Origin of the sequence: Salinivibrio sp. ML290 (assembly GCF_001995695.1) — a bacterium.
GTDB classification, from domain to species: domain Bacteria; phylum Pseudomonadota; class Gammaproteobacteria; order Enterobacterales; family Vibrionaceae; genus Salinivibrio; species Salinivibrio siamensis.
On record NZ_MUEY01000005.1, the window covers coordinates 15,811 to 32,853 of the forward strand.

General features: G+C 44.9%; 12 protein-coding genes. 5 read left to right on the forward strand and 7 right to left on the reverse strand.

The window, feature by feature from the left end; all coding sequences use genetic code 11:
• The first annotated feature begins 159 nt into the window (after positions 1–159).
• Complete coding sequence (locus BZG23_RS06130; RefSeq protein WP_077605719.1) at positions 160–1,614, forward strand: hypothetical protein; 1,455 nt, start codon at positions 160–162, stop codon at positions 1,612–1,614.
• Positions 1,615–2,733: 1,119 nt separating this feature from the next.
• Here BZG23_RS06130 and BZG23_RS06135 read toward each other — a convergent pair.
• Together BZG23_RS06135 and BZG23_RS06145 are read right to left on the reverse strand one after the other, a co-directional pair.
• Positions 2,734–3,486 (reverse strand): hypothetical protein, encoded by a 753-nt coding sequence (locus tag BZG23_RS06135; RefSeq protein WP_077606436.1) that lies wholly within the window; start codon positions 3,484–3,486, stop codon positions 2,734–2,736.
• A gap of 401 nt (positions 3,487–3,887) precedes the next feature.
• A complete protein-coding gene (locus tag BZG23_RS06145; RefSeq protein ID WP_077606438.1) occupies positions 3,888–4,442 on the reverse strand; it encodes a recombinase family protein in 555 nt (184 codons plus the stop codon).
• A gap of 482 nt (positions 4,443–4,924) precedes the next feature.
• Here BZG23_RS06145 and BZG23_RS06150 point away from each other — a divergent pair, with 482 nt between their 5' ends.
• On the forward strand, positions 4,925–6,067 hold the full coding sequence (locus tag BZG23_RS06150; protein WP_077606439.1) for a tyrosine-type recombinase/integrase: 1,143 nt from the start codon (positions 4,925–4,927) through the stop codon (positions 6,065–6,067).
• A gap of 139 nt (positions 6,068–6,206) precedes the next feature.
• Here the strand turns inward: BZG23_RS06150 and BZG23_RS06155 are convergent, their stop codons facing one another.
• On the reverse strand, positions 6,207–7,289 hold the full coding sequence (locus BZG23_RS06155; protein ID WP_077606440.1) for a type I restriction endonuclease: 1,083 nt from the start codon (positions 7,287–7,289) through the stop codon (positions 6,207–6,209).
• A gap of 537 nt (positions 7,290–7,826) precedes the next feature.
• Between BZG23_RS06155 and acuI the strand changes: the two genes are divergently transcribed.
• Positions 7,827–8,807, forward strand: a complete 981-nt coding sequence (gene acuI / locus BZG23_RS06160; protein WP_077606441.1) for an acrylyl-CoA reductase (NADPH) — start codon at positions 7,827–7,829, stop codon at positions 8,805–8,807.
• A 28-nt stretch (positions 8,808–8,835) separates the two neighbouring features.
• Here the strand turns inward: acuI and BZG23_RS06165 are convergent, their stop codons facing one another.
• Entirely contained in the window at positions 8,836–9,789 is a 954-nt protein-coding gene (locus tag BZG23_RS06165; protein WP_077606442.1) for a LysR family transcriptional regulator, read from the reverse strand.
• Between the two features lie 682 nt (positions 9,790–10,471).
• Between BZG23_RS06165 and BZG23_RS06170 the strand changes: the two genes are divergently transcribed.
• A complete protein-coding gene (locus BZG23_RS06170) occupies positions 10,472–11,377 on the forward strand; it encodes a hypothetical protein (RefSeq protein ID WP_077606443.1) in 906 nt (301 codons plus the stop codon).
• Positions 11,378–11,692: 315 nt separating this feature from the next.
• Positions 11,693–13,141 (forward strand): dGTPase, encoded by a 1,449-nt coding sequence (dgt, locus tag BZG23_RS06175; RefSeq protein WP_198532118.1) that lies wholly within the window; start codon positions 11,693–11,695, stop codon positions 13,139–13,141.
• 44 nt (positions 13,142–13,185) lie between these two features.
• Here the strand turns inward: dgt and BZG23_RS06180 are convergent, their stop codons facing one another.
• The 3 genes from BZG23_RS06180 to BZG23_RS06190 form a co-directional block, all read right to left on the reverse strand.
• Positions 13,186–14,430, reverse strand: a complete 1,245-nt coding sequence (locus tag BZG23_RS06180; protein WP_077606445.1) for a dicarboxylate/amino acid:cation symporter — start codon at positions 14,428–14,430, stop codon at positions 13,186–13,188.
• 249 nt (positions 14,431–14,679) lie between these two features.
• Complete coding sequence (locus tag BZG23_RS06185) at positions 14,680–15,084, reverse strand: hypothetical protein (RefSeq protein WP_046075156.1); 405 nt, start codon at positions 15,082–15,084, stop codon at positions 14,680–14,682.
• Positions 15,085–15,097: 13 nt separating this feature from the next.
• The gene (locus BZG23_RS06190) at positions 15,098–17,005 is read right to left on the reverse strand and encodes a S8 family serine peptidase (protein ID WP_197075751.1); all 1,908 of its coding nucleotides are present in this window, start codon (positions 17,003–17,005) and stop codon (positions 15,098–15,100) included.
• Positions 17,006–17,043: the final 38 nt, after the last annotated feature.

Sequence of the window (17,043 nt, forward strand, 5' to 3'; positions counted from 1 at the left end):
ATTTTTACCCTACTCCAATTTGGGAGGCTTCTCTATCACACTTTAAGGGTGGCTAATTGACCTACATTTTCTAATCAGTGTAATGTCTAACGAGGGGTTAACGATTCGCAACTAAACAATCACCTAAGTTCAAAGGTTCGTAAATAAGAGGAGTACGGTGTGAAGGGAATTCTAAAAAGTAATAAAACTCTCGAATCGAGCCTCAATAGCCTCATGGAAGATCTTGAACATAAAATTGAGCAGTATCAGGATGACGACCAAAAACATCCAATGTTAGCTAGAATTCATAAGGTAATGCTTGTGATTCAGGCATTTTTGGAAAACGGTGATTCCGATTTTGTGAGTGATGCTGAATGTCAACGATGGGTTGTACTTCTAAATAACATCAGAAATTATTTAACACAGTGGGAGAATCACAAAGAGAACGCACAGCAAATTCAATCCATAGAGACACAACTTACTAACCACACCGACAATCTTTACAAAGCCATTTCTGTTTACATGGGAGCGCAAGGTTTTTCTACTAGCAGCATGGCTACTGCCGAAGAGGTAAAGTCACGGGCTTCATATGACAACATTGAAAATCTTCGTGTCAAGGCCAAGAGAGCTCTAGCTGAAATCACAGAACTTACAGAGAAAATAGAGTCACTTAAAAACGATTCAGAAAGTGACACCTCTTCTATTAACACCCTCAAAACTAAGCTAATCGACGGAACAACAGACGAGAAAAGCGTGGCAGATATTATCTCCGCGGCGCGTAATGAAGTAATTGAAATGTCAGACGAAGTCAAAGTGACTTATGATGAGATTTTTTTAGGGTTAGATGGCGAGCAAGCACTCTTCAACAGCATTAAGGAATATAAAGATGAAGCCGAATCCTTAAAAAAGGAGACTAAAGAAAACCTTACAGCTCAAACAGGAATGTTAGAACACCTAAGAGAGTTTTATGTACGGGTTTATGGAGATGAAGAAGACGAATCGATAAATGGGCTTGATGAGGAAATATCTAACCACCTAAAAAAGCTAACAGAATTTGAAAACAAGCAGCAAGAAAAATATACAGCGCTCAACGAGCAAATTGAAAGTCTACTCCCTGCAGCAACTAGTGCTGGTTTGGCAAGTGCATATGAAACTCTAAAGTCCGAGTGTGACACCCCGATTAAAGACTTCACCAAGTTATTTTACTTAGCGCTGCTTGGGCTGTTTATTTGTTCTTCCATATTCGTGATAAATAGTTTCTCATTCTGGCCGTTTAGTATTGAGTTCGTTAGTGCAGGCACATGGATCGAAGTGACTACCACAGGTCTAAAAAAAATCCCGTTCGTACTTCCTTTTCTGTGGCTAACAATTTTTGCTTCCAAGAGACGAAGTGAACAACAGCGATTAAGACAAGAGTATGCTCATAAGGAAGCGTTGGCTAAGTCTTACGATAGCTACAAGCAGCAGATCAAAGCTTTGGGGCATGAGAACACGCAGCTACAGGCTAAACTACTTGAGCGCACGATTGATGCTATAGCGTTTAACGCTTCAACTACCCTAGACAAAAAACACAGCGATGGAACTCTTTCTGAGCGATTTGTGGGACAAGCCTTGAAAGATGGCAACGAGGCTTAAAGTCATTAGTGTAGAGGATAAGCCAGTACACTAAGACATATAGCCAAGTTACTTCTTATGAGAGCGTTAGCTAGGGATTGGTCTTAACAGAGTATCTCAGGCGTTCACCTGAATCACTATGATACCCAGACCACTCTCTTCAAGCAGTCCTCGAAAATAAACTTAAAGCACAGATGTACCCGTGTAGAGTCAGACCTACCTAGCTATCACCGCCTAGCTTACTAAAGCAGATAACGGTATTCAGACCAACGATATTAAGAGGCCTAAAGCTTTCCTCTTGGTTGTGCCCATGCAATATTTCACTAGCACCTACAGACCATACGGCTCAAGCACGCCCTAATCGACTACTACCCACAATGATAATTCCTTCTATCAAGTGAAATAACAGTCAACGTAGAGTCGCTCTACTTAGCTACTTATCCATGTAAGCAAAGGTGCGATAGTGTTGTGCTGGTGGTCTATTTAGTATCTGCTACGACTAAAGCAGCAGTGGTGGTGCCACATGGGACTCTTAATGTATATCTAAGAGTTTTTCCTTGGGCTCTTCAATTAGACGTTGTAAATGGCTTGATGAGACAGAGGCTTCTGATGAGAAAGAGCCTGAGAAGGGGTGGCAGTGAGACTGACTCTTAGTGTATATCTAAAAGTTTTCCTTGGGCTCTTCAATTAGACGTTGTAAATGTCTTGGTGAGGGAGTGAAGACTCGATGACTAGTTGCTATCGTTAAGAGCATCAATGGCTGACATCTCTTAATGTATATCTAAGAGTTTTTCCTGGGGGTCTTCAATCAGGCGTTGAAAACGTCATGAACAACTACCCAATTAAGAGGTAAAGATATTATCAATCAAGTCCATTAGCCGCACGCCTGCCTCGCTCTCCCCCCAAAAAAGAACTCTCAAAGCCTTCCACCAAACTCTTTCATTTGATGCTGAAATACGTAGCGAAAACGCCCCTAGCCAGTTTTATTAGTTAGCTATCAGGTAAAAATAGCTACTCAAGCCGCTAGAATGCATCGCGACCTGACAGTTGAACTCCCCCATCATCAAAAAAGCACTCGCTAGCAACATTAGATTTAGTTGACCTTATCGAGACAGAACACAGAATAGAGTGGCTAAGCAACTACTTATTTTTGGCTTTGAGTTCTTTCTTTTTGAATTTTATATATGTATCCAGGTCAAAAAATGCAAGACTTTCCACCTCTGAAAGAGGGATTATCACTCTAAAGTTATTGATAGTTAAGCTGCCATGAGTTTTATCTAAAATACCTTCATCGTGGAAATGTTCTATATAGTTCGTAGTATCTTCAAAGGTTAAGTCCTCACTACCTCGATAGCCGCTCAAATAGGGAATTAACGCAAGATTCTCTACTTTACCATTAATTAACTCATCTCCAAGACAGAGCCCTACATAAGTCTTTCTTGACTTTAATGAAACCAATATAGGGAACTGAGTAAACGACGCTTCAAGTATAAAGCTTTCTAGGTGATTCTCAGAGGTAATCTGTTGAAGTTTCCTGTCTTTTTTTTCAGGCTTTGAGTGATAGTAAAGTCTAGACAATAGGCCTGAAAAATAAGAAATAGATAGCGTCATTAAGACCCATGATACAATTTTTATATCATTAACACTTAAAAACAGACTGTCTAGATCAGTGAGTAACACACCCTGTGGTTTTATGAAACGAGAAATGCAATCGTAGTAATCTAAAACAAAACAAAAAATAGCCGCTACAGCACTGAATACGGTTCCTCGGGATGCCACATAAAAGTATGAATGCCACCCTTCCGTGCGACTAAGACGATAGAGCGAAGATAAATGCTGAGATGAAAAAAGGTACCCTGCGATGAGCGCAACCGCTAGTAATAAAACCCCCATTACCCTACACCGTACTGGATTCTTTTAGTTCCCTCAGCTTTTCTACATCCTTCCTGATTTTCCTTTTTACATCTTCGCTTTGCAGGTTGACACGTACAACGCCATTGGCACTGACCGTAACCCTGTCTCGATTGGTTTTCATTATACTGAGAAGACGATCTGACTCGTCTTGCCGCTTGGTTCGACTAAACATAACGCCTCCTAGGCTTGAAGTTAGAATGATAACTTTTGAGGATTCTGGAACTGGCATTGTTAATATTAGGCATCATATTGGGAGAAGTAAATACTTTCTACAGAAGTTCGGCTCCTCATCACTTTCTGCCTGAAAACTTAGCCTTGAAACTGTTTAATAGACATGCTCCATGTCCGGCATGCCTCCAACCTAGCTAAGAGCGCCAGAGTTATGAAACCTTTTGTAACCTCTTCACCGACGACACAGAGCACCCCAAAGCCTCGGCTGTGGCATTAATAGAGTACCCCTTTGAGCGAAGCTCATGCACCTGCTCTTTGCTTATAGTGTGAGGGCGACCCATATGCTTACCTTCTGCCTTAGCGCGCTCTCTGCCTGCGTTTGAGCGCTCTAGCATCTTCCTTCTTTCCATCTCTGCAACCTTGGACAGAATGGTCACCAGAAGCTCTCCTGCGTCTGTGCTAAGGTCTACCCCTAACCTTGTCACAATGACGTTCACACCGCCTCTCAGAAGCTCTCTCACGGTGTTTTGCACGTCAATGCTGTCTCTCCCCAATCTATCAAGATCGACCGTCACAAGTGTGTCTCCTTCGCGCACATAGTCGAGTAGCTTCTTAAACTCTGGCCTTTTCTCAGCGCTAACTGTCCCGCTCACTCCACAATCAGCGAACTCCTTGTCTATACGATATGTCTTATTGAGCTCTCTTCGTTGGTTCTCGATTGTTTGGTCGTCAGTTGAAACACGGTAATACGCGATAACAGCCATTTCTTACTCTTCATCTTGGTCTATAAGATGGGCTCATAATTTCATATAGGTCTAAAACTGTCAAACAGGACTTATAGACCACCCTGCCGTAGCTGTTTGAGGTAGGTTCAAAAGGCAACATTTACAAACCCATAAAGTAGAGAAAAATAACACTCACTCCAAGTAAAGCTTCATTGCTTATTAGAGATATTTTCGATTTCACCAAGTCAGATACTGAAGTTTCTAGTAGGGGCATAGGGGGGAAATTTAAACAACACATATATACTTAAAGTCGCAAGAGATTTTTCACAAAAAAACAAAGCGAAAATAAAAACATGAAAAATATTAACAAGCAATGTCGTATGTTTTAACTTATATCATTGCTTTAAAAGAAGAAAAGCATTAGAAAATAAAATGAAACATGTGAATGAAATTAATTTCATAGGTTTAAAAATTGAAAGATAAAAATAAATATAGACCCCTCTCAATCAGAGGACTAAATAATGAAAAACCCAATACACACCAATGTAAACAGAGTCCTAAGCTATTACGGAATGAACTTAAAAAAAGGGAAATATGACTACTCTTTATCATATTACAGCCAAGGTGAGACCTCTGTTATAAAAAATAACAACCCAAGAGATGCCATAAGAGAAGCAATCAACAAACAGGGTGACAAAGAGCTTTACCTGCAATTAATAAACCAATTGAGATTTCTTAAACTAAACCCTAAAAAGCAATTATACTTCAGTGAGATTTTCATACTCGACCCAAGGTATACAACCAGACCTTCTCCTCCTTTAGGAACACTAAAGGATTCTTACGATTTTGCTTGTGAAATAAAATGGAACTCAAGAAACATAAAAGACCACAAAGCAACAAAAAGAAAAGCAGAGAATGTCATCAAACACTTTGGGTATTCAACACCACCAAGTGATATCACGCCAAGAAGACTCGTTGATTACGTTGGTTACTTACAAGCTAAAAACTTATCCAATGCTACTATAAATAGGAATTTGAGCAAGCTGAGGGTAATACTGAGACACGCTGTCATGCTTGACTACATACCACATGTACCTGAATTTCCTTGGCAAAAACACTCTAACGCTAGAACTCGCATACTTAGTAAGGAAGAGGAAGAGAAGGTAATAAATTTCTTTCATAAGAAAGGTAATACCCTTATGGCTGATTTTGTGATGGTAGCAATCGACACTGGTGCTAGAGTTGGTGAACTAATGAGGCTTACATGGTCAGACTACAGGCTAGAGAGTGAGTCTATTTTTATAAGAAACTCTAAAAATGATGAATTCCGAACTGTTCCTCTAACAAAACGTTCCCGAAATGTTTTTAAACGAAGATATCAAAACATGAGCAGCCCAGAAGAAAATGTATTCAATCTGACTCAAGACCGTCTTAGTTGGCAATGGAAGGTTATGAAAAAGTCTTTAGGATTTGATAAAGAGAAAGAGTTTGTTCCTCATATGATGCGCCATACTTGCGCTACCAGATTAGCAGAGTTAGATGTAAGTGATTCCAAAAGAATGTTATGGATTGGTCACAAAACACCTATTATGACTGCGAGGTACACACATATGACATCAACCTCACTTAAAAGCGTTGTCGACATAATAGATTCTCAAGCATAAAAAAGACACAACTCTGATACGCTATATAGTTAACTAAAAGCGAAGACTGCCAAAGACAAAGCGCCACCAGCAGTATAGCTAATTCATATAATCTAAAGCGCTAGGTGAGTAATTCTTATAGCCTAGCGCTCTAAATGTATTATTCATACAGATCTATAGAAGCCTTAAGTTGCCCTGCGTATTGGAATATATCATCGACACTATCAATCGGATTTTTAGTCTCTTTCTTATTTACGTCGAATAGACCAATGTATTTCTGACGACCGTTAAAGTGTAAACGACATAGGGGTTTACGGTTGTTATCGTCAAGCAAGATTCCGAAGTAGCTTTGAGTATCGCGGTGTGCAACGCGAGATACCTCTACTTTTTCTCGTAGAATAGCTTTGACAACATTATAACCGTCGAGCTCTTCCTCTGTGGTGACTATCTTAGGGTTGCTACCATCAGCTTCGGAAGCGCTTTCATCCTGCTCTGGTTGTTCGTTGGCTCCTCTCGCCTCACGCTCTTCACTGCCTATGGCATACTTCAAACGAGCGTTTATGCTATCGTTGAGGAATTGCTTCAAAGCTTTTTTCGTTATTTCAGTAAACTGTGCTTTGACCTTGGCTGTTTGCATCCCATCGTAGACCCTAGCAGTCAAAAGCTTTACAAAGTCTTCCTCTGGATCTTGGAACTGCTCTGCTAACACCTTTTTTATTTGATTGAGATACTTCAATTCACCAGCTGCATCGACCACGGAATCGACATCGAAAGAAGTCTTCGTCAGTTTTTTCAGCTCTGGGACTACATGCTCGTCGACCTCGGACATATCTAGAATCAAGAACGGTTTGTCATCCATTTTATTTGGCGCATCGAGGTCAGTGAAAAACTGATACTCACAACCGTTAGTCAATACAGCTATACGAGCATTGGTCACTGAAAAATATCGGTATAGTTGGCTAGAGTGTTTTGGTGAGAGCGCTTCATTCACTTTCTTACACTCGATTAAGATCTGAACATCCCCGTCTTTCATCAGAGCATAATCAACCTTCTCTCCCTTCTTCGTGCCTGTATCAGCAGTGAACTCAGGGATAACCTCGCTGGGGTCGAAGATATCGTATCCAAGCACATTGTGAAGAAATGGCATCACCAAAGCAGTCTTTGTCGCCTCTTCTGTTTCTATCGAGTCAGATAGCTGTCCCACCTTTTTGGACAAAGCTTGTAGTCGCTCTATAAAGTCCATTTCACTCTCCTTATATCTGCTTCAGTGTGCTTGCAGATGCAACAGCTTTAATACATTTGCTTTTTTTATTAGACCATCAACATAGCAAGCATGCTGTGATTGAAAGCCCATCTGTACTCATTACAAGACAGCCAATCAGCTTAACTATTTACTCACCTACACAGCTGAGCTACAATTCGGGGAAAATTTGGTATCACACGCTCGAAGACACACGAAATAAAGCCTTTAAATCAAAAGGTTATGTGCAGCGTGCTGGGTTGGGAAATAGCCTCCCGCCAGCTCCACCAAACGTTTGGAAAAGGCCGGTAAATCTCTGATTTACCGGCCTTTTTAATTTTATAGCTTGAGCGTTGAGCGCTTTGTGCGCCAGTGAGCTACATAGCTGTGATACAAACTGGGAACGGGCACGTCGTTACTCTCCAGCAGATACCCCATGATTTAAACGCATAGAGTTAATGCTAAAGTTTCATTTAGTTCATAGATGAGTCAGCGCTAGACTAAGAGCAATTCCTCATTAGTATCGTCTAGGAGACTGATATGTTTGACGCTCTCGTTCTCAAGCAAGAAAACAAGCAAACCGTGCCATCTATCGAGCAAATTGATGAGTCTCAACTCACTGATGGTAACGTACTCGTTGCTGTCGATTATTCATCCCTTAACTATAAAGATGGCTTGGCTATCACTGGCAAAGGGAAAATTGTTCGCGAGTTTCCCATGGTGCCAGGTATTGATCTTGTCGGTCAGGTACTCCGTTCTGACGACAGCCGCTACCAAGAAGGCGACAATGTTGTTCTGACTGGATGGGGGGTCGGTGAAACCCATTGGGGCGGAATGGCTCAAAAAGCGCGTTTAAAAGCCGATTGGCTTGTTCCTTTGCCCGATGCACTGACACCTAAGCAAGCCATGATGGTAGGTACCGCTGGCTTAACCGCCATGCTCTGTGTTCAGGCCTTACTCGATGCCAATATCAAACCAGAAGATGGACCGATATTGGTTACAGGAGCCAGTGGTGGTGTGGGATCGGTCGCGATCACCTTATTAGCTCAACTCGGCTACCAAGTCGGCGCAGTCACAGGCCGAGCTGACGAGAACCAACCGTTCCTCACAGCATTAGGCGCCTCAGAGATTATTGAACGCAGCGCGATGGAAACACCGGCAAAACCATTAGAAAAACAATGCTGGGCAGGCGCTATTGATACCGTAGGCAGCAAAGTCTTGGCTAAAACACTCAGCCAAGTCAAATATGGCGGTACTGTGGCTGCCTGTGGCTTAGCCGGTGGGTTTGACCTTCCTACCAGCGTCATGCCGTTCATTCTTCGTAATGTACGCCTACAAGGCATTGACTCCGTCAGCTGCCCAAGAAAAAAGCGCATCGCCGCGTGGCAAGCATTGGCAAATCACTTGCCTGAGAGCTACTTTGAGCAAGCGTGCCATGAGATCAATCTAAGTGAGGCTCCTGAATTTGCAGAAAAAATTATCAGAGGACAAATCTCTGGTCGCACCGTGATAAAGCTTTAATAGTCTGAGTACTCGCAAGTAAGGCTCATTAGAGCCTTACTTGGTCTAACTGTATGTCTTCGACTCGCTTCGCTATCAACTTCCCGCACTCCTCTTTCACCACACTTCGTAGCCACTCATGTTCAGGTGAATACTCACAGCGTGGATGCCAAATCATCGAGTAGTCAAAGGGGGTAAAATGAAATGGTAGCGACTTTACCACCAGTTGATGACGCTCCGCGACGAGATAAGCCAGATCAGCTGGCACGGTAATAATTAAAGGCATCGTGTCGATAATCGCGAGTGCTGCCTCTAAGTGGTAAGCTCGGAGCACCATTCTTCGTTTCGGTTTATCAGCTAGCGCGCTTTCAATCAGTGCTTTCACCCCATCACTGATGGCAATCATCGCATGGGGGAATCGCAAATAGTCATCCAGCGTCATGGACTTTTCTGCCAGTGGATGCTGCTGTGAGACCAAGCATTGTACCCCAACCCGCCCAAGCGTCTCATGATGAAGGGGATCAAGCGGGTTACTCGGCCGACAAATAGCCAAATCCGCTCGGCCGTATGTCAATTGCTCTTTTAACTGTTCGTTCTGCAACGGTTGAAAATCAAATGCCACTTGAGGGGCTTCCTGATAGATACGCGGCAGCGCAAATGGCAAGATTGTTTGCATCGCATAGTCAGTTGTCGCGATGGTAAAGGTATGATCACACGTGCCGGGGTTAAAATCACTCGGTGCTAACATTTGCTGTAACGATGCGAGCGGTTCATCCAGAGCACGATTGACTGACAACGCTTTTTCTGTCGGGATAAGCGACTGCCCCTGACGACTAAACAATGGGTCAGCTAACAAATCACGCAACCGTCCTAACACGCGACTCATTGCCGATTGGCTCAAGTTTAAGCGCATTGCCGCACGACTCACACTACGCTCCTCGACTAAAATGCGCAGTGCAACCAGCAGGTTTAAGTCTCGCCGATAGATCTCTTCTACTTCCATAGCCACACTTACATGACAATCCAATATGAATAGTCTCTCCAATACACCACAAAACACACCCTCTTGGTATGCGTTGGGTTAACAAACGCTCGGAGAGTACACAAAATTATCATCTTACTCTTCAGCCTGCTTCCACTATGGCCTGATTAATCCCTGGATAATTATGCTTTCCATTTTTATATAACTCCTAATTATAAAGAGAACCTTCTACTCTCTTCACTGCTATAAATGAATAAAAATTCACAAACAATGCTTATCACTACTAAAAAGAGCACTTATCGAGTAATCGATTACTAAAAATTCAATCACATAGGGGTTAGTACTTTTTTTATCCCTTATATTGGTCATTTATTCGAGCTGAACAAAACCTGAATGGTGATTGGTGCGACTTCCAGCAGAAAAAATAGAGCAAAAATACTAATTGACACTTAACTCATTATTAACACCGTTGTCATGTTACTGACGCATTGCTAGCATAAATCCACATTCACTCGACACAAGTGGATGACGCTTACATCGCTAATACATAAGCGAACGTCAAGGAATAGACTGTCGCTAAGTGTTATTTATCGGATAAAAAGCCGATACGTGTATCGTTGCGTTCAATGGCGTAATGCGTGCACGAGGAATAATTAAAACGCGACAGTACTCAGATGTTTTTTTAAAGAAGGGATACTTTAAAGTGAGTAATACTATCCAAAAAACAGCGGTTGCCGCTGCAATCACGCTTACCAGTGCCACCAGTTTTGCTGGAGAGCTCGGTTCACTGACTAGTGAAGTCAAGATTAATGATTATGAAAAAGGCCTCACTAAAACCGAAATCACTATTGGGAAAGGGTCTTATAAACTCAGCGACGATTACAGCTTTCTTTTTGATGTCGACAAAGACTTCATTAAAAATGAAGGTGAAGCAAGAAAAGAAGGTTGGGATACCCAATTTGGCTTAGCACAAGGTGCAGGAAGTGTCGGAAGTTTTGATGCAACCATGTATTATTTATTCCGCTACGACGCATCATGGAAAGCCAGTGATGAGTCCGACTCTTCAGATACTAAACAATATATTATTGCACCTTACTTCAGTAAAGATGTCACTCTGGGTGGAAAAGATTTTTCATTCGGTATCGAATTATGGGCGCAGCTTGGTAACGCTAATGATGATAGTTTGAAAAATAAAAGTGGCGTCGAAACTAACTTTTACCTATCCGGCGCTCTGTCTGAACACTGGAACCTCGAACTCGCTTGGTATAACTTCGATTACTACGACACAGAGGAGGAAGAGTACGACTATCAGATTGGTACCGAAAACTATCTAACTTACTCGCTACCACTTCCTGCTGGCTTCATGTTTAATATCGAGAACTATGTTGAGGCCTATCATACGCCAGACTCAGATACAACATTGGCCTATGCGCATATCCAGCCTGAATTAGAATTTAAAAAAGCGGTAAATGAACATTTCTCTTGGCATGCAGGTGTTTCCTATGAAGCATTTAACTGGGAATTCAAAGATGCCCAAGGAAATAAAGATGACAAAGATATCTTCGATAATAACGAGTTCCAAGCTTATTTAGGCTTCACCATCAAGTAAACGCTATACACTGCAGGCAAATTCACTGCCTTTTGCCTGCAGTGCTTCTTTTCTCCTCTACCAACACACATTTGATAAGTCAGTCAAACTATCGATTTTTACCAAGTGTGATATTTCTTCGAGACTCAATATTTCTCTCTCTCCTAATCATTAAGTAAATACATTATAAGCACACCCAATAACCCGGAGGCTCACAATGAAAAAGTCCCTCTATGCATTAATCTATGTCGCCGCCGTCTTGCTATGCCAAGCGGCGGATTGACAGTCAGTGAAATCCGCCGCACTCTATCTTAAAAAGTGGACAAGCTGGGTGTCATGATGACTGTGAATTTTGAGCAAAAAATCCGTCCAGATCGGCCTTTTAGAACGCAAACAAACGGCGATTTAATGAAGCAGTTTGAAAGCGATCGTGGACGGATCATTAACTCTGCCGCTGTACGCCGTTTGCAACAAAAAACCCAAGTTTTTCCACTTGAACGCAATGCCGCGGTACGCAGCCGTCTCACCCACTCTTTAGAGGTCCAGCAAGTCGGGCGCTATATCAGTCAACTGATTGCCGACAAACTGTCTGCCTCGCAACTCGCTCCCCCGCTCGACCGCTGCTTGGAAACCTTGGTTGAGATGGCTTGCCTGATGCACGACATAGGTAACCCACCGTTCGGACACTTTGGCGAGCAAGCGCTCAGTGATTGGCTCAGTGAGCAGGTCCCGTCTATCTACCGCCAGCATTTTAATGACGAACTGCCTGAGGAGGTACAGCGCGATCTCTGTCATTTTGAAGGCAACGCACAAGGCATTCGGCTGATCCATACCTTACAACAGCTGAACCTCACCTATTCGCAAGTCTCCGGCATTCTTAAATACACTCGGTGTGGTAGCGAGCCGAAACCTGCAGATGACGATGCCCGCGCGTACCTAAAAAAGAAGGTCGGCTATTTTCTCAGTGAACAAGCGTACATCGGCGATTTGCAAAAAACGCTCGCCATCTCGCCCGGCTGTCGAGCCCCAGTCAGTTACATCATGGAAGCGGCCGACGATATTTCTTATGGCATTGCCGATTTAGAAGACGCCGTTGAAAAAGGTGTACTGACTCTCGCGGATCTGAAAGCGGCCCTAAAGGCAACCTTTGTACAGCTAACCCAGGCCAGTGAAGGGCATGACGCCAACACCATGGCAACCATGTTAGAGAATGCGGAAAAACGCAGCCACGGCAGTGACAGTCAGTTTTTTGTCTTCTTGCGTGTGGAGGTCAATAAACGCTTGCCTCGCCATGCCGCCCAACGCTTTATCGACCATTTACCCGCTGTCATTGATGGCACCTTTAACCACGCGCTAATTGAAGACAACAGCGTCAATCATTTACTTGTACAAACGTTTAAAAACGTCGCCAAAGCGCACGCCTTTTGCCACCCTGAAGTGGAACGCCGCGAGCTACAAGGTTATCGCGTCATCCATGGTTTAATGAGCATCTATCGTCCACTCCTCACCTTGCCCAGTGAGGTGTTTACGGCTTTAGTCAACGGCGAGCCGGTCAAGCCACAAGCGTCGATATACACCCAGCGGCTATTTAAAAAGCTGCCTGAGAAACATAAAAAAGCCTATCGCGACGCGGTACGAAAACAGGCACTGGCGGAGCAGATCCCTTCTTCTACCGCGCGCGAGTTCTATTTTCGTACTCGCCTGTTGATTGACTATATCAGCGGTATGACGGACCAATACGCGTTCGACGAATACCGCGCCTTTCATGTGATTGAAGAGGGCTAAAAAAACCGCTCCGTGGTTGGGAGCGGTTTTTTGCGATATAGCCATTAGCCAAAGCGCTTTTGCCACTTATCAATCACCGTGGCACCTATCAAATCGCCTTGCACATTGACCGCAGTACGGAAGGTGTCGAGTGGGCGCTCAATGATCAGCAAAATAGCAATGGCTTCCAGTGGGATCCCCGCAGCCAGCAACACCAACTGCATACCCGACATCGAGCCTGACGGCATGCCCGGCGCGCCTACCGACGAAACCATCGCCATAATGAAGATCATCACAATGCCGGTCGTCGACAGGTCAATCCCGAACAGTTGTGCCAAGAACACTGCAGCAATGCCTTCAAATAACGCGGTGCCATCCATGTTCATCACCGCGCCTAACGGCAAGACCATGCTCGCGGTCGACGTGGTAACCTTGAGCTCGTCTTTGGCAGCCTGCATCGAGACGGGCAGTGTCGCAGCACTGGATGAGGTGGCAAACGCCATCGCCAGCGGTGCAGAAATGGCGCGAAACAGGCTCACAAAGCCAATGCCGCCAGCAACGCGTGCAATAAGCGGCAACACGATCACTGCATGGACCATCGTCAGTCCAAACACCAGGGCGGCGAAACTGAATAACTGGCCAAATAGATCGTTATCCCCTTGATGGGAGAATTGGAAAACAATTGCAAACACCGCAAACGGCGCCAGCTTGATAACCCCTGCCACCATAGTGTTAATGCCTTTATTCAGCCCGCGAATGGTCTCGAATAATGGGTGCGACTCTGGCAGCGCGACAATCAGCGAAATGCCGAACAAAATGGTGAACACTACAATTGCCAAAAGGTTACCCTGAGTCACCGCGGCAAACGGGTTCACCAACGCCATATTGATAAGTTTGGTGGCAATGGCTCCGGCACCCGCGGCCTCTTGGTTGATAAAGCTAATGCTCTCATCCACAGGCGGTGCATTGGTGAGCGGTTGCCATTCGGGCATCATCAGCGCTGCACCAAGACCAATGGTGATCGCAATGGTGGTGGTAAAACCGTAAAACAAAAGTGTTGCACCACCTAAGCGCTTAAGGCGAACCACATTGCCAATATTACTGATCCCTTCCAGTAACGAGAGCAATACCATCACGCCGACCACGGCTTTGAGTAGACCGATATAACTGACCTTGGCAAGCATAAGCAACGGATACCAAGTGGTCTGTTCCGCGTTCTCAATGGGGCCGAATACCGTGCCCACCAGCCAAGCTAGTGCGGCCGCCACCGCAATTTGCAATGGCAAAGAATGTCTAAGGGTTTTCCACATTGTCTTTTCCCTACTGGCAGCATTGCAGCTGCATAATGATGATTTGTCTATTTTTTTTGGCGCCAAGAAGCGATAAAGCATACCAAGCTGTCAGACTGGGCTCATGTAAAAACTATGAACAATCTGGAATATCTAGTAACAAAATGGTTGGTTGGAAAATTTGGCCACACTTTTCGCTACAAAATGGGGACAGACAATGATAAAAAGCCCGCCTAAAAAGACGGGCTTGTTGATAAGCACTATTTTTGCTTATTGGGGACGCTGATTTTGCGGATTGAGCTCAAGGTTAACAGGGGTCTCTAACTCTTGGTTCAACGCTTTTTCTAACTCAGCAACATTGGTGCCTGGGGTCGCTTCCAGCAACGCCACGCCATCAAGGTAACTGACAAAGTCGAGGCCGTATTTTTGTGCGAGCTGGCTGGCGCTTGCCTCACTGACTTTGACCAAAATCGAGCCAGTGACCGTTAATGGTGTGCTTTGTGCCGATACAGCGACTTTATCGCCGACCATGACACCCATTTGCTCGCCACTCATATTACGCGCGTTGCTGTCGGTTTCGACGACCACATAATCTTTGCCATTTAGCTGTACCGTGCCTGCGCTTACACCAAGGCTGATACCCATGACGGCGAGGGCTATCATTAATTTTTTCATACTTCGTCTCCTATTAACCACGGTGACCAATGACACGCAGTGACCATTGCGTCAATTTACCATTCACGCTGTTATTCGCCATCGACTTCACCTCACCCCCTAGGCTGTATTGACGCGTCTTGCCGTCTGTATCTGTGACGTAGAGTGTCCATTGCCCTTGCGATACTTCACCATTGAACTTATGGCTGAGCATCAAGTGGTCAGTAAAGCCTTCTGGGTAGGTGCTATCTAGCGTATTCGATAGCATGCTATTGCGTGGAGACATCAATACACTCCGAGTCCCTGCGGGCGACTCTAACTCGATGAGCAGATCAGACATACGGCTGTGTTCGATCGAAGTCCGCACTTGTACCGCCTCGATAGTGAGGTTATCAGCGACTTGCACACTGTCTGCTGTCGCCACCGACCCGGCATCCGCAATCGCTAACCCGGTATCACCCTCTTGGTTGTGATATGACCACGCCCAATCGGTGAACACTTGTGCAGGAAGTGGCTGATATGTCTTCGCGGCTTCGAGTGCCGCATTAACATCAATCAAACCAAATCCATAGGTTGGGCTATACCAGCGCCCCGCGGCATTTTGCTTCCAACCTTCTAGGCCAGTCACCGTGCGCTCGCCACCAAGTGCCGTTTGATAGGTTAAAAGAACATCGGCATCGTCTGCATCCACGCGTGTCGCGGTTGTCGCCAATAGGTGGCGAATATCGCGCTGCGACAGATTTGGATAGGCTGACATCATCAACGCAAATGCCCCTGAGGTATTTGGCGCTGCAGAAGACGTACCATTCATCACACTGTTGAAATCACAGGTGTTGTCTATCTCTGTCCCACCGTGTAGATCGTGTGACTCATAAGGAATACGATCGTCGCGGTTATAGCCCATGGTACAACCGGTCAAATCTGTGGTGATATGCGCCGGTTTATCGGTCCCATACTCGCCACCCGGCGCGGTCAAGAAGACGCTGCTGCCTACTGAGGAATAGGATGAACGCTCACCATCGGCATTCAACGCACTCACCGTCACGTTCCAGTAATTGGCATTGCTGGATGATTGGTTGCTGTTTTGCCACGGTAACCCATGGTTATCGTCCGCTGGACGGAAGCGCTCACGATTAAATGAGGTACGCTTATAACCATTTCCCGCTGATTTGATGAAAACTGCGCCAAGTCCGCCAAAGGCTTCCGTGCTCATTTTTTTGTACTGGGCGTTTTGACGGCCATCATAGCTCATCGGATCATCACTGTAAGGATAACTGCGGATACCAGAGCCGCCATAGCTTTGGTTGAATACGCGGACATCATCCGAATAGCCTTCGCGACCATGGCTGATTTCCCACGCATTCTGGCTTTGGTATTCGAGATAGTTATAGCCTTGCAGGTTGGCAAGCGGTGCAACCCCCATCCCACCAATACCATTATCACGAACCGCCGCGATAATCCCCGCAACCGACGTACCATGGGCAGTATTGCGACTGCTCCACCCCTCCGGTGTAGGATCATCATCACGCTCTACAAAGTCATAGGACTTTCCAGCGCGGACGTTAGCGGCCAGATCGGGATGCGCAATTTCTAACCCATCATCGACGACGGCGACGTTAACGTTTTGTCCAAGCACTTCTTGACGATGGGCTAACCATACGTTGAGGTCATTGCCAGGTTGGCCTCCTTCGCGAGCAAAGGCATTTTGACCACGGTTAAGCAAATGCCATTGTTCGGCCGTAAAGGGATCGTCACCGGGCAAGCAACGCTCTTCACTGGTACGGCTGCCATCGATGCTATTATTGCCAACCAGTGAGACACAAGCTTGTGGGTCTGGATCGGTAGGAGGATCGACAGGATCTGGCACTTGGGCCATCGCCCATACCCCTGAGGTATGAAATAGTGCGCCGATAATCAGCGCAAGAGAGCTGTGTTTGTGCATTTATCATTCCTTTTTACACTAACTAGACGTGTCTCAAT

Coding starts and splice junctions, on each gene's coding strand:
- BZG23_RS06135 (WP_077606436.1), bottom strand. CDS start 3,486: ATGGGGGTTTTATTACTAGCGGTTGCGCTCATCGCAGGGTACCTTTTT.
- BZG23_RS06145 (WP_077606438.1), bottom strand. CDS start 4,442: ATGGCTGTTATCGCGTATTACCGTGTTTCAACTGACGACCAAACAATC.
- BZG23_RS06150 (WP_077606439.1), top strand. CDS start 4,925: ATGAAAAACCCAATACACACCAATGTAAACAGAGTCCTAAGCTATTAC.
- BZG23_RS06155 (WP_077606440.1), bottom strand. CDS start 7,289: ATGGACTTTATAGAGCGACTACAAGCTTTGTCCAAAAAGGTGGGACAG.
- acuI (WP_077606441.1), top strand. CDS start 7,827: ATGTTTGACGCTCTCGTTCTCAAGCAAGAAAACAAGCAAACCGTGCCA.
- BZG23_RS06165 (WP_077606442.1), bottom strand. CDS start 9,789: ATGGAAGTAGAAGAGATCTATCGGCGAGACTTAAACCTGCTGGTTGCA.
- dgt (WP_198532118.1), top strand. CDS start 11,693: ATGATGACTGTGAATTTTGAGCAAAAAATCCGTCCAGATCGGCCTTTT.
- BZG23_RS06180 (WP_077606445.1), bottom strand. CDS start 14,430: ATGTGGAAAACCCTTAGACATTCTTTGCCATTGCAAATTGCGGTGGCG.
- BZG23_RS06185 (WP_046075156.1), bottom strand. CDS start 15,084: ATGAAAAAATTAATGATAGCCCTCGCCGTCATGGGTATCAGCCTTGGT.
- BZG23_RS06190 (WP_197075751.1), bottom strand. CDS start 17,005: ATGCACAAACACAGCTCTCTTGCGCTGATTATCGGCGCACTATTTCAT.